This window comes from Dyadobacter bucti (genome assembly GCF_005869225.1).
Lineage (GTDB): Bacteria > Bacteroidota > Bacteroidia > Cytophagales > Spirosomataceae > Dyadobacter > Dyadobacter bucti.
In genome coordinates, this window is record NZ_SWFP01000006.1 from 186,169 (window position 1) to 205,857 (window position 19,689).

Below are 19,689 nucleotides of genomic sequence, written 5' to 3' on the forward strand. Positions count from 1 at the left end.
AATCATTGGTTAACAATTTTTCGTGGGTCCACGACTACATACTTAATGGATTTTTTAGATTTTTCCGGATGATGGGAGTAGGTGATATGAAGCATACCGTCGGTTGTCTGAATTAACGAAGGATAGGAATAGCCCCCTTTTTTGGAAAGATCATTTTCTATAAAGGTTTTCCATTTCCAGGTTTTGCCCTCATCATCAGAGATCCGCAAGCTTAACTGGTACCTGCCATCATCAATATCGTTACCAAAAAAGGCCCACTTCCCGTCTTTCAAAACCAAAAGCTCGACGCTGGCCGTATTAGGGATATCCGTTTTTTTTGTAGCTGTCCAGCTTACGCCTTTATCCGACGACTCGCTTACATGAACACGTGTGGGTTCGTCGCCGCTATCCCGCATATAGGCAACCAGGTTTCCGTTCTTTTTCTGTACAACCGCGGGTTGGATCGGTCCGCGCCCTACAACCGGCAGGCCCGGTTTCCAGGTATTTCCATTGTCTTCAGAAATGGCCATCATCGAGAGATTATAGCCGTCGGAATAGAGTGGTAAAATGACCCGTCCGTTTTCCATCAGGAGCGGTTTGATCCGTGTCATCCAGCCAATGCTGCGTTTGGGAAGATCTTTGCTTGCTTCAATGATCATATCATCGTATTTCGGAGCATATCCCGCCCAGCCAGCGGAGTAGGGAGGCAGGTCTTTGAATTTTTTCTCAATTTCGTCTGCAAATTTGTTATCCGGTTTGAGCAGAATGTCATCCTGCCAATTCCAATCAGGGGCAGCATTGCCATTGTAATTGGTAGATGTCCGGAAGCGCAGGATCGAATGTTCCCAGATATTGGCCTGGACTGCAATCCATATCAGAAAAAGTTTTCCCTGTGCATTCAGGAAAAGTACCGGGTTACAGTCGGGAATATCGGGAGTATCGGCCATGAGGAAAGGCTCACTCCATTTTTTCTCTCCTTTTTTAAGGCGCGCACCCATGATCCGGACGTCGTCTGCGGTGCGTTCGCCGCTTCCCTGAAACCAAGCCACCAGAAAATCGCCGTTTGGTAAACTGACAATGCTGCTTCCGTGGACGTGTTTTTCCTGTGGCGGAAAAATGAGTGTTTGCTGTAAAACAGCTGCCGACTGGGCAAAAAGACCTGCTTTAAAAGCAATGGATAAGATAAGTAGTAATATTAATTTTTTCATTGTAATGTTTTTCTTCCTTCCGATTGTCGGGATTTATTTGGTAATCATGCCGAGGTATCTCCCCATCCAATAGGGCAGCAACCAGAAAACCGGCTCCCGTTCTACCTGTGGATTTCCTCCGGCCAGGGTCCACGGGTTTTTGTCCCAGCGTACTGTCATTCTGAGGCTGGCAGGTTGCAACTGATCCACCTGCTCATCTTCCAAAACCGGCGTTCTCACAACTTTGATATCCTCTCTTTTGCGGTGATCGATCGGCCAGTCGATGAGATCCAGGGGCGTGTCGATCAGAAAATCAACCGAGTTGCCGAGCTCGGATTTTTTATCCAGGGAATAATTGTAGATAAAATTGATCAGCGGATTATGGTCAGCAGTGCGTTTTGTAAACCATTCTTCCAGATGATCTTTATAGAATTTCAGACGCACGGGATCTTTTTCACATTTGATCAGGATCGGATAAAGATAAGCTTGCAGCACGACATCGAAATAGATCAGCCAGGCCGGGTTTTGTTTGGTAACCTCTGCCATATTCTCAAGATAATGCTCGTTTTTGATCAGACGCACATATTCTTTCTCGTACTTTTCATTGCTGGTCATGTGATAGGCCAGTTTAAGAAATGCAAGCATTTCCATGGAATTCTGGTTCCGGTCGGGCAGCCATTCGGGGTCGCGGTTCAGCTTGTCGGGCGACCATACCGACCACCGGGTATGCGTACCGTCCACATCCACGAGGTTCAGGTTATTTTTCAGCAAATGGTCTACAATGTTGCCTACGTGCGTGGCGATGATCTTCTTTTCTTCGTTATCGGCTACCAGGGTATAATAAAAGTAATAGCCGAACATGTGCCCGCACATTTCATCGCTGCTCGTATCGCCTTTCCAGAGCCATTTTCCGTCCTTCGATTGATGCCAGCGCACTTCCACCGGCTTGTTCCGTGGTTCCTTCACGAGTTCATCGGCTTTCTCCCTTTCTGTGTAGGTCCGGTTGCCGTCGTGCATCTGTTTCCAGTCGGCCGGAATAATTGTTCTCGCAAAAAAACCATCGGTACCGGTAACCTGCTGTAAAAGCCTGAGAAATCCGAATGCTTTTTTCGCGTTTTCTTTTGCTTCCGGATTTTTGGTTGCCGCATACCTGAAACTTTCCATCGCCAGATAATTTCCGGTATATTCTCCGTCATTATCGTCGTCTTCCGGCTCCCAGGACGTAGTGTCGCCAGGGATTTTCAAATGTGCCTGACCGGCGATCCAGGGTGCCCGGATATGCCTTTTCATCAATACATCAAAGAAAAAGTCATTCTTTTGGGAGAGTGTCATTTTCATCTTCCTGATCGCACTGACCCCTTTGGGCGTAGCGATCCAGGCAGTGCCTTCTGTGTCAAAAACAATGTCGTTGACCTGGTCGTCCATTAACCATCTCCGCGAAAAACGCAGCGAATGGCTTCCGTCGGGAAGGTACCGCACTACGCCTGTCTGTGTTCCGACCCACATGGAACTGTCAGGAGCGAGCCGTACTGCATTTACATAGATGGAAGGGATGCCATCTTCGGTTTTGAGTTCCTTTTCTTTTTTCTCTGAATCGCAAATGGTAACGCCTCCAAGGCCACCAACCCACAGTTTACCACTTTTATCAAAAGCCAGCCCTTTTGCATATCCGCTAATCAGGGCGTCGGTTTTATAATAATGCTTTGTTTCATTTTCCGTCCAGTGGTATAACCCCACATCCGTCGCAACCCATAATCCATGGGTCCCATCTGAAATTACATCACGCACGGATTTTGATAATGTGTTCTTTGTTTTTTCAAAATCCTTTCCTCTACGCAGCCAGAAACCGTTGGGCCCAAGCGCATATAACCCGTCGGCAGTGGAGCATATAGCGGATATGGGGCCTGCAGGGCCGGTTGTTTTTTCAAGAATGTCGTTTTTATAGCTGAATAACCCATTCCAGTTTCCAAGCCACACAGTACCGCTGCTGTCGGCCGCTACTGCGAAAGCCGGGCCGTTATCTTCTCCTGTTATAATGTGTACCCATTTTGTTTCATGTTTCTTTTTCCTGAAAACACCTGCTCCTGTCGCTATCCAGATATCGGAGCCCTTGTCCACCGTAATACTCCGTACATCATTGGCAGCCGCATCTCCCGGGATCGGAAATGCTTCGTGAATCTCCTGAACGAAGACCTTGTCCTGATAGAAAGTGCCTTCCGTATCGATACTCGCTTTCTTTTTACAGGAAGCAAGTATCAAAACAGATAGGGTAAAATACGCAGGCAGATGTTTCAGGGTAAGGTTCATCATGCCTCGGCGTAATTTACATTTTCCTGAAAGAGGAGGTTTACAAGCTTTTTATATTGAGAAAAATCAGGGATCAAGAGTTGTGCCCCTGCTTTTACAAGACGAGGACGTTTGGCAGGATTATGGCCGAAACGCTGCAATTCATTACTTGTGATACCGACGGAAATACCTCCCGCGCGGCGTCCTTCACGTATTTCATCAGGCCCGTCTCCAAAAACTGCGAGCTCGTTTCCGCGAAGATTGTTGTCGCGAATGATCTTTTCAATGATCATTTTTTTAGAGAATTTGGTGTAGTCTTTTAACGCCCCGTAAATTCCGCCGTCGAACAAATCCGCGTATCCAAGCATTTGGGCTTCATTTTTAACATCATCTACATCGGTTCCGCTAGCCAGGTACATGGTCACGCCCCGTTCTTTCAGCTGATAAAGAAATGCCACAGCTCCTTTCATGGTATAATCTTCCTGCCCGAGTTCACCGGCCGCCAGTTTTTCCATGCGCTTGTTGACCATTTCCATCAAACCGTCGTTGTAGATTTCTTTATACTGGAATTTGTCAAGGATTTCATCTTCCGGCACATATCCGAATTCCCGTACAAGATTCACCAGACCTTCCATCTGATAGATCGTCTGAATCCCGGTGGTCTTGTGAATAAACTCCTTAACCTGGGCCATTACCTTATTGTAAGTACCGGCGTCGACGGTGTCATATTGCCGTCCCAGAATAGATTTCATCATCACAGGTTCCATAATCTCCTCCCAACCCTGCCGAAGCGAGCTGATCGTTCCGTCGTGGTCAAAAACGGCATAGCGTATATGTCCGAGTTTTTCGAGCACTTCCGGCGCGCACAGTTCAAAGTCTGTACCGGGATAGTATACTGCGCTCCGTTCATTTTCAGCGAGATCGGCATTGAAAATATAATCCGGTTCTGTGCCCGTTTTAATGATCTCCTCACCCGAAGCTGTACCTGTCGTATATAGTTTCTGCACAGTTACGGCAGCGGCTGCATTGGCAAATTCAGCTGCTTCTGCCGGTGTTATGCCTGCGGCAAGGCAAAGTGTGAGCGCGCTCAGCGCAGTGTCGCCCGCTCCTACGGTGTCCAGTTTATTTTTTAGTTGTAATCCAAGAACTTCGTGGAAACCCTGCTGATCGAAGGCGATAATGCCTCTTTCACCGCAGGTAGCAAAAACCGGCTTACCCGATTTTTCAAAAATAGCACGGCCGAATTCCTTCACCTTAGCCACCGGGATACTTTCACCTTCAACAACCTGCTCACCAGCCAGGGCAGCGATTTCCCGGTCGTTAACCTTCAGATATGTATTTTCGAATTGTCCGTTAAAGTGACGTGAGTCGAGCATCACGATCTTATCCTTGTACTTCGCAAAAAGCGCGTTAGCCTGGGCAATAAAAGATGCATTGTTGATACTGCCGATCACCTGCTGGTTGAAAATAAGCGCATCATAGTCCTGTAATGCATTTTCAAGTGATGCAAGTATCTTCTGATCCGTATCAAGGCTCCTTTCATTGTACACACCGAAGTCGATCCGGGGTTCTTCTTTGCCGTTTACATGCCGTTTCAGATAACTATATGTATTAAAATTGTCTTTTTGAACAAACAATGAAGCAGTGTCCGCGCCGAGGTTCTGCAATTGAGACGTGAGTTCCCGTCCGTGCATATCATCACCGACCACACCAATTACTTTGATAGCGGCAGGTTTCAGTGCAGAAAGATTGGCAACTACATTGGCTGCACCGCCTGGTGTATAATAATCCCTGGAAACGGCTTCGGCTTTTAAGCCGGTCTCAATGGATACTTCAGAGCCGCGCTCGTCCATAATCCAGTAAGAATCGAGACAGAAATCACCGTAAACGGCAACTTTAACAGAGGTAATTTTTTCAAGAATGTGAATGATGCGGCTTTGATCCATTGGTTTGTGAACCGGGTTTAGTGTTATACGGATTGTATGATCTATGCGGATATATACTGCCTAACGATGGGGGCGGGCTATCTGTGGGGGCTTCAAATGTTAGGAAATTGTTAAATGAGGGGATCGCCTTATACTGAGGAAGGTGTTGCCGGGTAAGTAATAATTTGAGCAATAATACCCTGGCAATGAAGCAAAGAGTCCTGTTTGATAAATTATGGTTATGCTTTTGTTAAATCAACCGGCTTTGCGCAAAATGAAGATATTTTTACGCAAGTTGCGATTTGAATTTAAAAATCAGGACGTAGCTTTATGAAAGAATTTTACTGATGCCACTCAAAAGGAAACATTACACTATATCAGTTCAGCAGAATTTACTATCGCTGTCATAATGTTTTTAAGCCGAATTTTTAAGTAATTCAATCATTTGCCAATTCAATACGGATTCAAAAAATTGAGTTTTTTGTAATCTATGTAAATAGCATTTTATTGAGAATAAATAATGTTTATTATATCAATACGTTGCAATTTTTGTATTATACATTGATCATTTAAACCTTTCCTATCGATAAATATTTACGACTGTGGCCTATCCAGACGAAAACACCCTACGAAAAGTAACGCAAGGCGACGAAGCTGCCTTTGCCGAATTGTACAATCATTACAAAGCACCTGCACTCCGGTTTACGGTCTCATTGCTGAAAGATGAGGAAGAGGCAGAGAACATGGTTCAGGATGTATTTATCAAGATCTGGGTGAAAAGGACTCATATCAAGCCGGACTATAATTTCAACTCCTACCTGTTTACCTGTCTGCGCAACATGGCTTTTGACTATTTCAAAAAAATGGAAAAAAGCGAGCAGCTCCGCAAACATTATATGGAAGCAATTAAAGCCGCTGCAGAGGATGAAAAGGAGGAAAATGAAAGAAGGATAACCATTGTACAGGCTGCCGTGGACTCGCTGTCCATCAAGCGGAAACTGATATTGAAATTAAATATAGAAGAAGGGAAGTCCTATCAGGAAATAGCCGAGTTTTTGAGGATTTCAAAAAACACGGTAAAAAACCAACTGGTAAAAGCAAAGCAAATTTTACGCGATAAAGTCGATTTTGCCACTGTCTAAAGAATCAACCCCCCACATAATAGCTATATTCTAAAACCAAAAAAGAAGCTTTCGGGCTTCTTTTTTGGTTTTAGAGGTTATTTCAGATCACTCAATTTATCAAGGTCAATGTCTTTGAGGCAGTCTTTCAGCTGTTGTATCGAAACATTGTTTCCTTCAACATTGATGAGATAACGTTCAGCTACCAGCACATTCAATTCTCCTGATTTCTGTTCATTATCATATTTTTCAAAAGCTTTAAATCCCTCGATCTTAGTAGTCTTTTCGTAGCCTGTGGTTGTTTCCTTATCGATTTCCGCCATGGACCATGCAGCTAATGTCATCGTCGAAACACCGGCAATGCCGCCTGTATCAATAATGTCAATATCTATCGAGGCATTATCGCTACCCTTATATTTACCTTCGGCTGTTGAAACGGTGAAACCCATTGCACCGGATTTTTCTCCGGTAGCCTCGGTACGGTCCAATCCACCGGTTTTCATGGGCAGGAATTCCTTCAGTTTTCGAAAATCTATGGGGTCAACGGCTTCACGGTTTCCCAGGTCCTTTGCTTTGTCGGCAAGTTCCTGTAAAGCATCAATCGAGCTTTTGGGTTCTTCGCTGGCTTCCTCTGTCTGGTCTCCCTTTTTCCCATTACAACTATTTAACATCAAGGCAGCTACCAGTGTAAACGACACAATAAATGATGTTTTCATATTTACAGGATTATAGTTATTTTAAATAAAGTGCAATTTAGTTAAAATGAACCTTTAAGTTGCCTGGTATGCTGTCCTTTGGAAATGATTTCAGATATTCCTTTTCCGGGACTGAACTATAAAATACAAACCTAGTATTACTGCCGGAATGCTCAGAATTTGTCCCATATTGAGCGCGTAATTGGCTTCGAAAGCTTCCTGGTTCTCTTTCAGGAATTCATAAAGGAAACGAAGCGTAAACACCCATACAAAGAAAATACCGACAAGCAGTCCACGGGGAGTTGAGGCTTTGTATTTATTCCATATTGCGAGCAGGATGAAAAACAGGATGAAGCAGGAGATGGATTCATATAGCTGTGCCGGGTGCCTCGGGATTTGCCTGAATTCCGTATTATGCATAAAGATAAAACTCCAGGGCACATCTGTTGGTTTACCCACGATTTCGGAGTTCATCAGGTTTCCGAAGCGTATAAAGGCACCGGCAAGCGCTATGTTTATCACCATTCTGTCGGCAACCCATAAAAACGTCTGCCCCGTCGATTTTCTTGAACGTGAATACAAAAGCAGGCCGGTAATAATCCCGATTATCGCACCGTGACTGGCGAGTCCTGCATAAGGAGGTAAAATGACCTCCAGCGGATTTTTGAAAAGGACTTCGGGCTGGTAAAAAAGAAAATGTCCTACCCGGGCACCGATCACCGTAGATAAGACCATATAAAGTGTGAGAGAATCGATATCTTCGAGAGGCTTTCCTTCTTTTTTGAAAACATGGATCATAATCTGCTGACCGATCAGAAATCCTGCTGCGAAAAGAAGACCATACCACCTTACCGGAAAAGGGCCAATACCCATGAATTCGGGAATGGTAAAGATTTCGGGACTTGCGTCCCAGATGATATACGAAATCATGCGTTAGTGATGTTAATTGTCAAATATACTACTTTGAGACAAGAAGAGAAATGAAATTTTTACTCATAGGACTGGTACGGATTTACCAGGGAGTGCTATCACCTTATTTGCCGAATTCCTGCCGGTACACACCTACCTGTTCCCAATATATGATACAAGCGATACAGAAACATGGGGTGGGAAAAGGGACGTGGCTTGGATTAAAACGCTTTGCAAGGTGCCATCCCTGGGGAGGGCACGGCCATGATCCGGTACCCTGACGGAATTGTTTAATCCCTCAAAAAAACCAGAAATCCGCCTGATCAGCCGATCGCTACCTTTCTTAAGATGGAATCAATAATAGCTATTGTACGAACACCATCTGCTTCTGCTTCGTAGTTGAGTAAAATCCGGTGGTTCATAATATCAGGCGCAAGCTCCTTGATATCTTCCGGCAACACATAATCCCTTCCTTCCAGATAAGCCAGCGCCTTGGCAGCGCGGTTCAAATAAATTGTCGCGCGTGGAGAAACACCAAACTGTATATACCGGGCCTCATCGCGCAAACCGTAATCCAGGGGGCGGCGGGTGGCAAACACGAGTTCGATGATATATCTTTCCAGTGTATCCGAAATGTTCACTTTATTGACATTGTCGCGGATCGCAAAAATATCCTCCTTGTTAAGAATAGGCCGGATCTGATAGTCGTAATTAATGTCCGACATGCGCCGCATTACCTCCAGCTCTTTGGCTTTGTCAAGATAATCAACGTATACTTTCATCATAAACCGGTCGATCTGTGCCTCGGGAAGGGGGTAGGTACCTTCCTGTTCAACAGGGTTCTGTGTGGCGAGTACCACAAACGGACGGTCCAGAAGATAGGTTTCGTCCCCGATGGTCACCTGTTTTTCCTGCATGGCTTCCAGCAAGGCCGACTGTACTTTTGCGGGAGAGCGGTTTACTTCATCCGCTAAAATGATATTGGAAAAAATAGGTCCTTTCTTTACTTCGTAATCTCCGATCTTCGGTTTATAGATCATCGTACCGATCAAATCGGCGGGCAAAAGGTCTGGAGTGAATTGTATACGCTTGAAGTCGAGGTGCAAAACCTTGGCCATGACATTGATTGTGAGTGTTTTGGCAAGTCCGGGAACGCCTTCCAGCAGGATATGCCCGCCGGTAAACAATCCAATCAGAAGCCTGTTGAGGAGTTTATCCTGACCCACCACCACTTTGCCCATTTCATCCAGTACTTCCTTTATTTTTTCTATATACATTGATGCTTTTTATTTTTGATCGTGGCGGGATTATCTCCAGATCGCCCGGATAAAACGGTCTTTTCCGTGAATGTCGCGCAGTATCTCCACGTCTTTGTAATTTCTTTCGTCAAAAACCTGCTTTGTCTCGGCCCCGAAATGCTCATTGATCTCTACATAACATTTGCCGTTTATTTTCAGGTGGTGAACGCCAAGGTCCGCAATGGCTTTATAGAACAGCAATGGATCGCTATCTTCTACAAATAACGCCTCGTGCGGCTCGAAGCGCAATACATTGGGACGCATGTGCTCGGCTTCGGAGATGGTGACATAGGGAGGATTGCTTACAAGGCAATCGAACTGGATCGCGTTGCCGGGGAGAGGAAAAGTAACGTCGAGCATATCCTGTTTTGCAAAAGTAACGTCAGCAATCAGCTGGCGTGCATTTTCTTTCGCCACTTCCAGAGCTTCATCCGACACATCCCAGGCATGAACGGAAACGTGAGGAAGAAAACGGGCCAGAACAATAGCTATGCAGCCGCTGCCGGTTCCGATGTCGAGAATTGAAATGTTCTTGTCGGGCTCTGCATAGTCGCGGGTAACCATTCTTACCAGCTCTTCCGTTTCCGGGCGCGGGATCAGCACGGAAGAAGAAACCCTGAATTCAAGCCCGCAAAACTCGGTGGAACCGATAATATGCTGAACAGGCTCGTTGTTGTTGAGACGCGATATGATACCCGTCCAGTCTGGCTGGGCGGAGTTTTCCGGAATAGGCCTGTCAACCAGAACATCGATATTGCGCAACCGCATATAATGTTCAAGTAACATAAAGGTGATGGCCTGTGCTTCTTTTTCCGGATATACTGTAATGCCTTTAACGATGTATTGATATAGCTGACGTGCCGAAGTCATTTTGAAGTGATTTTTAATGCAATGTCGGAAAGTTAGCAAATAATAGGAACTCACGAAAGTTGACTTTAAAAGGAGGTTTGTATTTTTGCCGCATGGAGACAGATAATCAATGGATGGAAAGGGCTTTGCAGCTGGCCGAATATGGCCGGGGAACCGTTAGCCCGAACCCGATGGTTGGTTGTGTGATCGTCCATAATGATCTGATTATCGGAGAAGGCTGGCATCGCAAATATGGCGGCCCTCATGCGGAAGTCCGGGCGGTGGAGGATGCCGAAAAGAAAGGCAACGGCCACCTGCTGTCAGCGTCAACAGCTTATGTTACACTTGAACCGTGCTCGCATACCGGCAAAACGCCTCCCTGCGCCGACCTGCTGGTCAGCAAACAGTTGAAAAGGGTAGTGATTTGCAATGACGACCCTAACCCGCTGGTTTCCGGCCGGGGTATCAAACGGATGGAGGCGGCAGGTATTGAGATTACTACCCAAGTGCTGGCTGAGCAGGGATCGGAGCTGAACAAGCGTTTTTTTACTTCAATGGTTTCCAAAAGACCTTATGTGATCCTGAAATGGGCCGAGACTGCGGACGGATTTCTTGGATACGCCGAAGGACCGCCTGTCCGTATCAGTGGAGAGCTGTCAAATATGCGGGTGCATAAGTGGCGGACCGAGGAAGATGCTATTCTGGTGGGATATAATACGGCACGCATGGACAATCCAAAGCTGAATGTACGGCATTGGAGCGGAACGAATCCGGTCAGGATCGTCTTGGACAGATATTTACAATTATCAGAAAATCTTCATTTGTTCAATAGGTCGCAGCCTACTATTGTTGTGAATTACAAACAGGAAACCGTTTTGCCTGCTGAGCCGGAACGTTATGCTAACGCATCTTCTCTGGCTTACATCAAATTGGAACCAGGCGGCGGAGAAATCAACCGGATGCTGTATGCACTTTATCAACGGAAAATTCAATCCGTATTTGTCGAAGGCGGGGCAGCTGTGATCAGTTCTTTTCTGGAAAGCGGGAGCTGGGATGAGATCAGAAGATGCCAGGGGCCTTCCATTATCGGGAACGGAATCAAAGCCCCCTCGCCCCAGGGAATACTACAAGGTTCCGAAAAGGTAGAAAAAGACCTCTGGACCTATTATTCCAGAGTTTAAACACTCCATAGGTTTTCTTCTGCAGTCCAGATTTCCCAGGCTTTCTCCGCCTGAAGTTCCAGCATTTTAAGGCCGTTTTGCGTTACTGCACCTTGCTCAGTGCCTTTTTTAAGAAATAGCGTTTCAGCAGGATTATACACAAGATCATACAGGTAATGCTTTTTGGTCACCCACTGAAAAGGAATAGCAGCGCATTCTTCGGTTTTTGGGAATGTGCCTAATGGTGTGGTATTGATAATAAGCAAATACGTGCTCATGATTTCTTCCGTGAGTTCTTCGTAGAGAATGCAGTCATCGCTTTTCTGACGCGACACGAGCAGGTATTCAACATGCATATCCTGTAACGCCACCTGCACCGCCTTGGCTGCGCCGCCATTGCCCAGTACCAGCGCTTTGAAGTTACTGCAGGATTCCCCCCTTCTGTCCAGCCATTCGGTCAGGGACTGGCGAAATCCGTAATAGTCTGTATTGAATCCTTTTGTACTGCCGTCTGCGTAAATCTTAATGGTATTCACAGCTCCGATGCGCTCGGCAGATGCATCGTCCAGGTCATCAAGATAGGCGATGACATCTTTTTTGTGCGGGATCGTGACATTGAGGCCCCTCAAGTCTGTCTTTTTTTTAAGCAGCGCCGGGAGTTCGTCCAGCGTTTTCATTTCATAAAGGTCATAGCTGCTTTCCTTGATCTTTTCCCGGATAAATTTATCTGTAAAGTAACGCTTCGAAAACGAGTGCGTGAGCGGGTAGCCTATCAGACCGTATAAATCCATCAGGGTAAATTGAGTTTGGTACGAACCGCGAAGTTAACCCAGTCCCTATCCAATAACAAGGGTTTCCTGATTTCCCATGCTTCAGTCCTTGGTTGGCAGTCGAAGCTATTTGTATAATTTTTGAAAATGACGTAGAATTACCTTTGCGTTTCAAAACATCAGATAATGAAATGGAATAAACTTTACGTTTTCATATCAGTTTGTATCGTAGCCTTTTCGGCCGGTGCCCAAATACCCGGCGATTATAAGCTCTTGCTGAAAAGCGGCTCATTTGTGCCAGGGGAAAATATGTCGGCAAATCATAACCGGGCTTTCAGGATGCATGCGTCTCCGGTTGGTTCCCGCACTTTTGTTTTGATCCAGTTTGAAAAAATTCCAAGCGAAAACGATAAATTAAAATTAAAAGAGTCAGGTGTAGAGCTGCTCGAATACATTCCCAACTTTGCTTATACCGCTACGGTTAAGAATAATTTCAGTACTGATGCATTGGTAAAGGCCGGGAGCAGGGCGGTCATCGAATTATCGGCAAGTCAGAAAATGCAGCCAGCCCTGGCCAATGGCGAAGTCCCTGCCTATGCCATAAAGAGTCCGGGTACTGTTGATGTCTGGATCAATTATCCTTCGACGATAAGTTATGAAGAGGTAAAAGAAGGGTTGAGGGCTGCGAATTTTGAGATACAATCTGATCTGTATAAAAATTACCAGGTGCTTTCGTTGCGGATCGCTGCCGGGAAGCTGGAAGAACTGGCGATGCTGCCTTTTATCCAATATGTACAGGCCGCACCTCCGGAAGACAAAGGTTTTAATTACAAAAGCACTGCCAATTCGCGGGCCAATATCCTTGGTTCGTCCCTACCCGGGGGAAGAAACTTGCAGGGCGAAGGCGTGGTCGTCGGGGTGGGAGATGATGCTAATCCAATGCTGCATATTGATTTCAGCAGCCGGATCATAAACCGGACCGCCGCTGAGGCTGGGGCACATGGGGTGCATATCATGGGGACTTTGGGAGGGGCTGGCATTATGAGTGAGCGGTATACCGGATATGCACCCAAGGTAAAAATGGTTGCTCAAAACTACTCTTCCATTCTTGCCTATTCTCCTTTGTATGTGCGCGATTTTGGCATGGTTATCACAAATAACTCTTACGGCGGCAATACTAACAACTGCGAGACATTTGGGATATACGATCTTTATGCAAATATTCTCGACAAACAGGCATTTGAGATGCCCTATCTGCAGCATGTTTTTGCCGCGGGGAACAGTGGTAATACTGCATGCAGTCCTTTTCCGACAGGTTTTGCCAATATGCTGAGCGGCTACCAGACGGCCAAAAACGTGATCAGCGTAGGCAATACCTCTGAGACCGGCGTGATAGCCAGCGGTTCCAGCGCGGGGCCGGTGCGGGATGGGCGGATCAAGCCCGAGATCACAGCCCAGGGATCCTCCGTAACCTCGACCATACCGGTAAACCTTTACACCGAGGGAAGTGGCACAAGCATGTCTTCTCCGGCTGTGGCGGGCGGACTGGCACTCCTATACCAGCGGTTCAAGCAGCTGAACGCCAACCGTGATCCAAAAAATGCCCTGATGAAAGCTTTGATCTGCAATGGCGGAACTGATAAAGGAAATGAAGGGCCGGATTACAAATATGGATTTGGGTGGCTGAATTTAAACCGGTCGCTGAAAATGCTTGAAGACGGCAATTATAAAAATGACTCGGTAAGTCAGGGAACCACCAAAACTTTCACTATTCAAATTCCCGCAAATACTGCCAGCCTGAAAGTGATGCTGTATTGGAACGACCCTGCCGCGGCCGTGCTTTCCAGCCAGAACCTCGTCCACGATCTTGATCTGAGGGTGACCAATTCTTCCGCATTGTTCCTGCCTGCACTTCTGGATCCAACACCAGCCAATGTCAGTATGGCTGCGGAAACCGGTATCGACAAGGTTAACAATATAGAACAGGTGGTGGTCAAAAATCCGGTGGAAGGAACTTATACTATTACGGTTACAGGTAGCTCGGTTGTTCAAAATCCAAGACAGGAGTATTTTGTAGTATATGATATTATTCCGCTTTCATCCCGGCTCACTCATCCGATCGGCAATGAGCGGTTTAAGGACGGCGATATTATTCAGGTTCACTGGGATGCATTTGGGAATACCGGGAGCACTTTTACCGTTCAGCAATCTCTGGACAATGGAGCAAACTGGGGCAATATCGCCGTTAATCTTTTGCCCGGAACAAGCCGGATCAATTGGACGATTCCTGCCAGAACTGTTACTGACAAAGCGAAAATCAGGGTTCTTCAGAATAGCACCGGGGAACAAAGCACGAGTGAAGTTTTTACGATTCTGGGTGTGCCTGTGGTCACTTTATCGTCGGCGCAATGTGCAGGTTACATCGCGCTGGGCTGGCAGGCCATCAGCGGCGCTACCGACTATGAGGTGATGTTATTGAGGGGAGCTGAAATGGTGGGAGTTGGTACCACTACAAGTCTGAATTACGTTTTGAGTGGCCTGTCAAAGGATTCGTTGTATTATCTCTCTGTGCGGGCGCGGCTGAACGGGCATCCCGGAAGAAGATCACTGGCCGTTTCCCGAAAGCCGGATGGAGGTAGTTGCTCAGGATCGATTTCGGACAATGACCTTGCGATAGAGGCGATCATTGCTCCGGCAAATTCAGGAAGAAAAAACACATCCACTGCTTTAAGCGGTCAGACGTTCATCAAAGCCGGTATCATAAATCTCGATGATGTTGATTCGAACGGTTCTTTTACAATCGGATATTCGATCAACGGCGTTTTGAGGCCTTCTCAGACAGTCAGTCCCTTTATTGAAAAAGGGAAGATATATGAACATACTTTCGACACTGCGGAAGACTTTTCCGCTCCCGGAAATTACAACCTGAAAGTCTTTATTCACAGCCAGAATGACCCGGTTGCTGCCAATGACACGATTTCCAAAACATTCAGCCAGCTCGAAAATACCGCTATTGTTTTGCCTTTTCTGGATGATATGGAAGCCTTGCCGGAACAAACGATAATCAATATTCAGCATGGTCTGGCTGGCGGGCCGCGATATACTTTTACGCCGGGGACTGAGGCCGGCCGTTTGCGGACCTTTTTTAATTCCGGGATGGCTTCGTCGGGCAATAAGGCGCTGACGCTGGATGTAAGCCAGTATTTTGAAGATGGAAATACCAATTATCTGGATGCGACTTTTAATCTTTCCGGTTACGATGTAGCGTCGAGCGACGTGCGTTTTAATTTTAAATTCAAAAACCACGGACAGAGATCAAATGCAGGCAACAAAGTCTGGATACGGGGAAAAGATACGGATCCGTGGATACAGGTCTATGATCTTTTTGTAAACCAGAATCAGGCGGAAGACGGATATAAACTTTCGCCGGTGCTGGAAGCGAGTAATGTGTTATCGGCCAACAGTAAGAATTTTTCGTCCAGTTTTCAGGTCCGTTTCGGGCAGTGGGGCAAATTTATTACGGCCGATTACTCCAATGGGGCAGGTTATAGTTTTGATGATATCAGCATTTTTACAGTTGAAAATGATGTTCAGCTCCTTGGCATTGTTCAGCCATTGGCCGAAAACTGTGGGCTGGGCAATGCAGAACCGATTGTCGTACGGATCAAAAATAGCTCGGGAGCAGACATCACCAACGTCCCCATAAGCTACCAGCTTGGTAACGGCCCGGTAATTACCGAGATGATCCCCTCGATGCTCAAACGGTCTACAATACAATACAGTTTTGTGAAAAAGGCTGACCTTTTAGCGATTGGAGAACAAAAGCTGAGAATATGGCTTTCTTTTGACGGCGATACTTACAACGAAAATGACAGCCTGTATATCGAATTTTATAATTCCCCGGTTTACAGCAGTTTTCCCTATCTCGAGAATTTTGAAGCGAATGACGGGTTCTGGTATGCAAAGGGGCGATACAATTCCTGGGAGCATGGTAAGCCTCTTTCAGCCCCGATCAGAAATGCGGCCAGCGGAAGCAAGATCTGGAAAACCAATTTGTCAGGATCGCACAATGATTTTGAAGAGTCTTTTCTGTATTCTCCCTGTTTCAACGTTTCGGGGCTGGACACTCCTACGCTTAGTTTGAGCCTGGCTTTGGATCTCGAAGTATGCGATGCGGAGTTTTGCGATTATGCTGTTGTGGAATATTCTGGAAATGGTGGCCCGTGGACGCATTTGGGCACAGAAGGCGCAGGCACCAATTGGTATAACCGTACTATTGATTCTAAAAGCGCATGGAATGTGGAGGACTATATGCAATGGCATGTTGCTACTGTGGCGCTGCCGACCGGATTTACAAACCTGAAACTTCGTTTTGTCATGCGTACCGACGGGTCCGTCCGCCGTGGTGGAATTGCTATTGATGACATTCATATTTATGATAAAAATTACGGGATCTATGACGGTGTCTCCATGGTTTCTCCGGTATCGCAGGCTGTCCCGGCGGCACAAAACTGGGTGGATTTTTTACAGGATGGAAAACTGATAGCTTCTGTAAATTCCAACATGCAGAATATGGGAAATACGCTTGCACAGGCCTATGTCGCAACGACGGGCGCAGGGAGTGCCAACGGGGCATACCATCTCGGCAGGAATTTTACGATAAAACCAACGAGCGTCGCACTGGCGGACTCTGTGTCGATCCGGTTGTATTTTCTTGAAACCGAGGTGCAAGCCTGGCAACAGGCAACCGGTTGCAGTCATTGCGAAAAACCATCGATTGCTTATGCATTTGGCGTGTCAAAATATTCGGATGCCGACAAATCAAAAGAAGACGGTAACCTCGCGAACAGCACCAATGGAACCTGGCAGCATATTCTCGCATCCGGTGTTACTGTGGTACCATTTGATAAAGGATATTATGCCGAGTTCAAGGTCAGGGATTTTTCGGAGTTCTGGCTGGCCGAACAGTTCGTGGGTGCAACACCTGCATTACCGGTTGAACTGATCAGTTTCACTGCACGGAAAAAAACGGGGGACGGTGTCGGCGAAGACGTTTTTTTAGAGTGGGAAACGGCCTCCGAAGAAAATTTCCATCATTTTGACATTGAACTCGTTAAAGGAACGGAAGCATTCAGGCAGAACCGTTTTGCGGGAATTGGGTATATAATGGGTGCCGCAGATTTGAACATTAACCGAAAATATACGTTTACTGATAAAGAAACCGGTAAGACGGGCGTGCGGTATTACCGGTTGAAAATGGTTGATGCTGACAGCAGCTTCAGGTATTCGGTGGTCCGACCGGTATTTTTTGATGAACGCATTACGCTGGACGTTTATCCGAATCCGTCGCCGGGTGTATTTTATATCACGCACCGGGCTGATGCAGGGCGGGAAGTCCTTATCAATGTTTATGACCGCAGCGGAAGGAAATATCCGGGAAGCCGGTTTTGGTCGACGGGTTTTGTACAAAAACACAAAATGGACCTCTCGGCCAAAGAGTTTGGAAGCGGGCTTTATTTGTTTGAACTGATCACCGGCCAGGAAAAGCAGCTTTTCAAAGTAATTAAGGATTAATGCTTTATAAGGGAATTAAATAAAAATCAGCTTAAAAATGCCTCCACGATGCAGCAGATCCTCGGCTGGCAGCGAATCTATGATTGGTAAGATCTATCGGTTACAATCCACAACAACATGTATAAAATTTTAATAGCCCTTCTTTTTACAATATCCGGCGTGTATGCCCAAACAGGCGGGAGACAGGTTAAATCCATCATTCTCGATACCGACATCGGCCCCGACTATGACGATGTAGGGGCAATGGCCGTGATGCACGCATTGGCAGACAGGGGAGAAGCCAGGCCGTTGGCGGTGATCGCTTCCAATAAAAATGAACTGGTGGTCCCTACCATTGAAATTCTGAATACTTTCTTTGGCCGCCCCGAACTTCCAACGGGCGCCCCGAAAGGAGAGGCGGCTCCAAGTTTCGGGGCTACGCAAAAGTGGCCTGAAATGCTGGTGGAAAAATACCCGCATAAAATCCGGAAGACTTCCGATGCGCCGGCCGCTGTGGAAACCTACCGAAAAGTACTTGCCAAACAGCCCGACCAGAGCGTTACCATCATTACCATTGGTTTTTTAACAAATCTTGCCGACTTGCTCGATTCTGAGCCCGATGCGATATCCCCGCTTTCAGGCGTAAACCTTGTCAGGAAAAAGGTACAGCAACTGGTGTCTATGGCCGGGGGCTTTCCCAGCGGATGGGAATACAATGTGCGGATCGATTCCGTTGCATCTGAAAAAGTATTTTCACAATGGCCGACGGAAATACTTTTCAGCGGTTTTGAAATTGGGAATAATATTAAAACGGGTCTGAAAATTATCGCAGATGAGAAATTGCAAAGCCCTGTAAAAGAGGTGTACGCACTGTCTATCCCTAAAAGCAAGGGCGATGCCGACGGCCGCATGAGCTGGGACCAGACTGCCGTACTGGTCGGGATCCGGGGCGTACAACCTTATTTTGGTTTGAAGCGGGGTAAGATCATCATCGAAGGCGGCAGCAATAAATGGCAGGACGACCCGATGGGCCCGCATGCCTATCTTACCGAAAGTATGCCCGTGGCCCCGCTCACTTCTCTGATCGAGGGGTTGATGATGTGGGAGGGAAAAAAATAGCCAGCGGCCTGAACTGTATCAAACGATCAGCCCGGCTCCATCTTCCTGCCTGATTTTGTCCCCTGCGGCTTCCCTGATCATGTTCATATCGTGGGTGAGCCTTTGGGTGAAAAGCGCAATGTCGAAGCTGTGTACAACGATGTTAGCTCCTTCGTTCATCCATCTGATCTGACGATCCGGTTCCAGCGAAAAATGGATCCCGACAGCCAATCCCTTAGCCCGGCAGGTATGAATGATATGTATTACCGCTTTTTCAAATTCGGGATGGTCATATTGTTCGGGCAGGCCCATACTAACGGACAGGTCGTGCGGGCCGATAAAAACAGCATCCAGACCGGGAACCGATAAAAGGGAATCCAGCCTGTCGAGCGCGGGAACACTTTCGATATTGGCAATGCAGATGTTCCCCGCATTGAACTTTTCAGTATAAGCTCTCAAATCGGAAGGCATAGGAATATCTCCTCTCAAATATCCATTGAGCAATTCACCTTTCAGCGGGCGGTACTTCACAGCTCCCACAAGTTCGAGTACCTGATCCGTGGTTTCGAGATAGGGGGTTACCACGCCTTTTGCGCCGCAATCGATCGCCTGACAGGCAAGATAAGGATCCGGGCAGGGTATGCGTACGATGGGGGTGATGTTCAGATTTCGAAACTGCTGGCATAATACGGCCAGTTCCGGCCTTCCAAGCGGAATGTGCTCGGTATCAATAAATACAAAATCAAGACCGGCACGCTTTACAGCTGACGGCCACATCGGACCAGTCGAGGTGATACATGTACCGTATACATTTTGTCCGTTTTTCAGTTTATCAAGAACTTCGATATGCATAACTAAA

14 protein-coding genes are annotated in these 19,689 nt (G+C 46.6%); 5 read left to right on the forward strand and 9 right to left on the reverse strand.

The features are described 5' to 3' along the window. Window positions 1-2 precede the first annotated feature (2 nt). The 3 genes from FBF61_RS20505 to FBF61_RS20515 are packed head-to-tail and all read right to left on the reverse strand — an operon-like array spanning window position 3 to window position 5,398. On the reverse strand, window positions 3-1,187 hold the full coding sequence (locus FBF61_RS20505; protein ID WP_138480815.1) for a sialidase family protein: 1,185 nt from the start codon (window positions 1,185-1,187) through the stop codon (window positions 3-5). Between the two features lie 33 nt (window positions 1,188-1,220). Next, window positions 1,221-3,476 carry a ligand-binding sensor domain-containing protein gene (locus FBF61_RS20510; protein WP_229215149.1) on the reverse strand — a complete coding sequence of 752 codons (2,256 nt, stop codon included), beginning with the start codon at window positions 3,474-3,476 and terminating at the stop codon, window positions 1,221-1,223. Beyond that, window positions 3,473-5,398, reverse strand: a complete 1,926-nt coding sequence (locus FBF61_RS20515; RefSeq protein WP_138480818.1) for a PfkB family carbohydrate kinase — start codon at window positions 5,396-5,398, stop codon at window positions 3,473-3,475. The genes FBF61_RS20510 and FBF61_RS20515 overlap by 4 nt, the downstream gene beginning before the upstream one ends. A gap of 581 nt (window positions 5,399-5,979) precedes the next feature. On the opposite strand from FBF61_RS20515, the gene FBF61_RS20520 reads away from it, so the two are divergent. Beyond that, window positions 5,980-6,519 carry an RNA polymerase sigma factor gene (locus FBF61_RS20520; protein ID WP_138480820.1) on the forward strand — a complete coding sequence of 180 codons (540 nt, stop codon included), beginning with the start codon at window positions 5,980-5,982 and terminating at the stop codon, window positions 6,517-6,519. A 77-nt stretch (window positions 6,520-6,596) separates the two neighbouring features. Here FBF61_RS20520 and FBF61_RS20525 read toward each other — a convergent pair whose 3' ends face one another. Both FBF61_RS20525 and lgt read right to left on the reverse strand, forming a co-directional pair. Next, entirely contained in the window at window positions 6,597-7,214 is a 618-nt protein-coding gene (locus FBF61_RS20525; RefSeq protein WP_138480822.1) for a hypothetical protein, read from the reverse strand. 90 nt (window positions 7,215-7,304) lie between these two features. After that, a complete protein-coding gene (lgt, locus tag FBF61_RS20530; protein ID WP_138480824.1) occupies window positions 7,305-8,123 on the reverse strand; it encodes a prolipoprotein diacylglyceryl transferase in 819 nt (272 codons plus the stop codon). A 50-nt stretch (window positions 8,124-8,173) separates the two neighbouring features. Here lgt and yidD point away from each other — a divergent pair, with 50 nt between their 5' ends. Further along, complete coding sequence (gene yidD / locus FBF61_RS20535) at window positions 8,174-8,383, forward strand: membrane protein insertion efficiency factor YidD (RefSeq protein ID WP_138480826.1); 210 nt, start codon at window positions 8,174-8,176, stop codon at window positions 8,381-8,383. Between the two features lie 42 nt (window positions 8,384-8,425). Here the strand turns inward: yidD and FBF61_RS20540 are convergent, their stop codons facing one another. Further along, the gene (locus FBF61_RS20540; protein WP_138480828.1) at window positions 8,426-9,379 is read right to left on the reverse strand and encodes an AAA family ATPase; all 954 of its coding nucleotides are present in this window, start codon (window positions 9,377-9,379) and stop codon (window positions 8,426-8,428) included. Between the two features lie 30 nt (window positions 9,380-9,409). Then, window positions 9,410-10,270 carry a peptide chain release factor N(5)-glutamine methyltransferase gene (gene prmC, locus FBF61_RS20545; protein WP_138480830.1) on the reverse strand — a complete coding sequence of 287 codons (861 nt, stop codon included), beginning with the start codon at window positions 10,268-10,270 and terminating at the stop codon, window positions 9,410-9,412. A 92-nt stretch (window positions 10,271-10,362) separates the two neighbouring features. Between prmC and ribD the strand changes: the two genes are divergently transcribed. Further along, window positions 10,363-11,430 carry a bifunctional diaminohydroxyphosphoribosylaminopyrimidine deaminase/5-amino-6-(5-phosphoribosylamino)uracil reductase RibD gene (ribD, locus tag FBF61_RS20550; protein ID WP_138480832.1) on the forward strand — a complete coding sequence of 356 codons (1,068 nt, stop codon included), beginning with the start codon at window positions 10,363-10,365 and terminating at the stop codon, window positions 11,428-11,430. Here the strand turns inward: ribD and FBF61_RS20555 are convergent. After that, the gene (locus FBF61_RS20555) at window positions 11,427-12,200 is read right to left on the reverse strand and encodes a shikimate dehydrogenase family protein (protein ID WP_138480835.1); all 774 of its coding nucleotides are present in this window, start codon (window positions 12,198-12,200) and stop codon (window positions 11,427-11,429) included. The genes ribD and FBF61_RS20555 overlap by 4 nt on opposite strands. Window positions 12,201-12,365: 165 nt before the next feature. On the opposite strand from FBF61_RS20555, the gene FBF61_RS20560 reads away from it, so the two are divergent. Continuing rightward, a complete protein-coding gene (locus tag FBF61_RS20560) occupies window positions 12,366-17,753 on the forward strand; it encodes a S8 family peptidase (RefSeq protein ID WP_138480837.1) in 5,388 nt (1,795 codons plus the stop codon). A 117-nt stretch (window positions 17,754-17,870) separates the two neighbouring features. Then, window positions 17,871-18,851 carry a nucleoside hydrolase gene (locus tag FBF61_RS20565; protein ID WP_138480839.1) on the forward strand — a complete coding sequence of 327 codons (981 nt, stop codon included), beginning with the start codon at window positions 17,871-17,873 and terminating at the stop codon, window positions 18,849-18,851. 18 nt (window positions 18,852-18,869) lie between these two features. On the opposite strand, the gene FBF61_RS20570 is transcribed toward FBF61_RS20565, so the two are convergent. Further along, the gene (locus FBF61_RS20570) at window positions 18,870-19,682 is read right to left on the reverse strand and encodes an HpcH/HpaI aldolase family protein (RefSeq protein ID WP_138480841.1); all 813 of its coding nucleotides are present in this window, start codon (window positions 19,680-19,682) and stop codon (window positions 18,870-18,872) included. Between the last annotated feature and the right edge of the window lie 7 nt (window positions 19,683-19,689).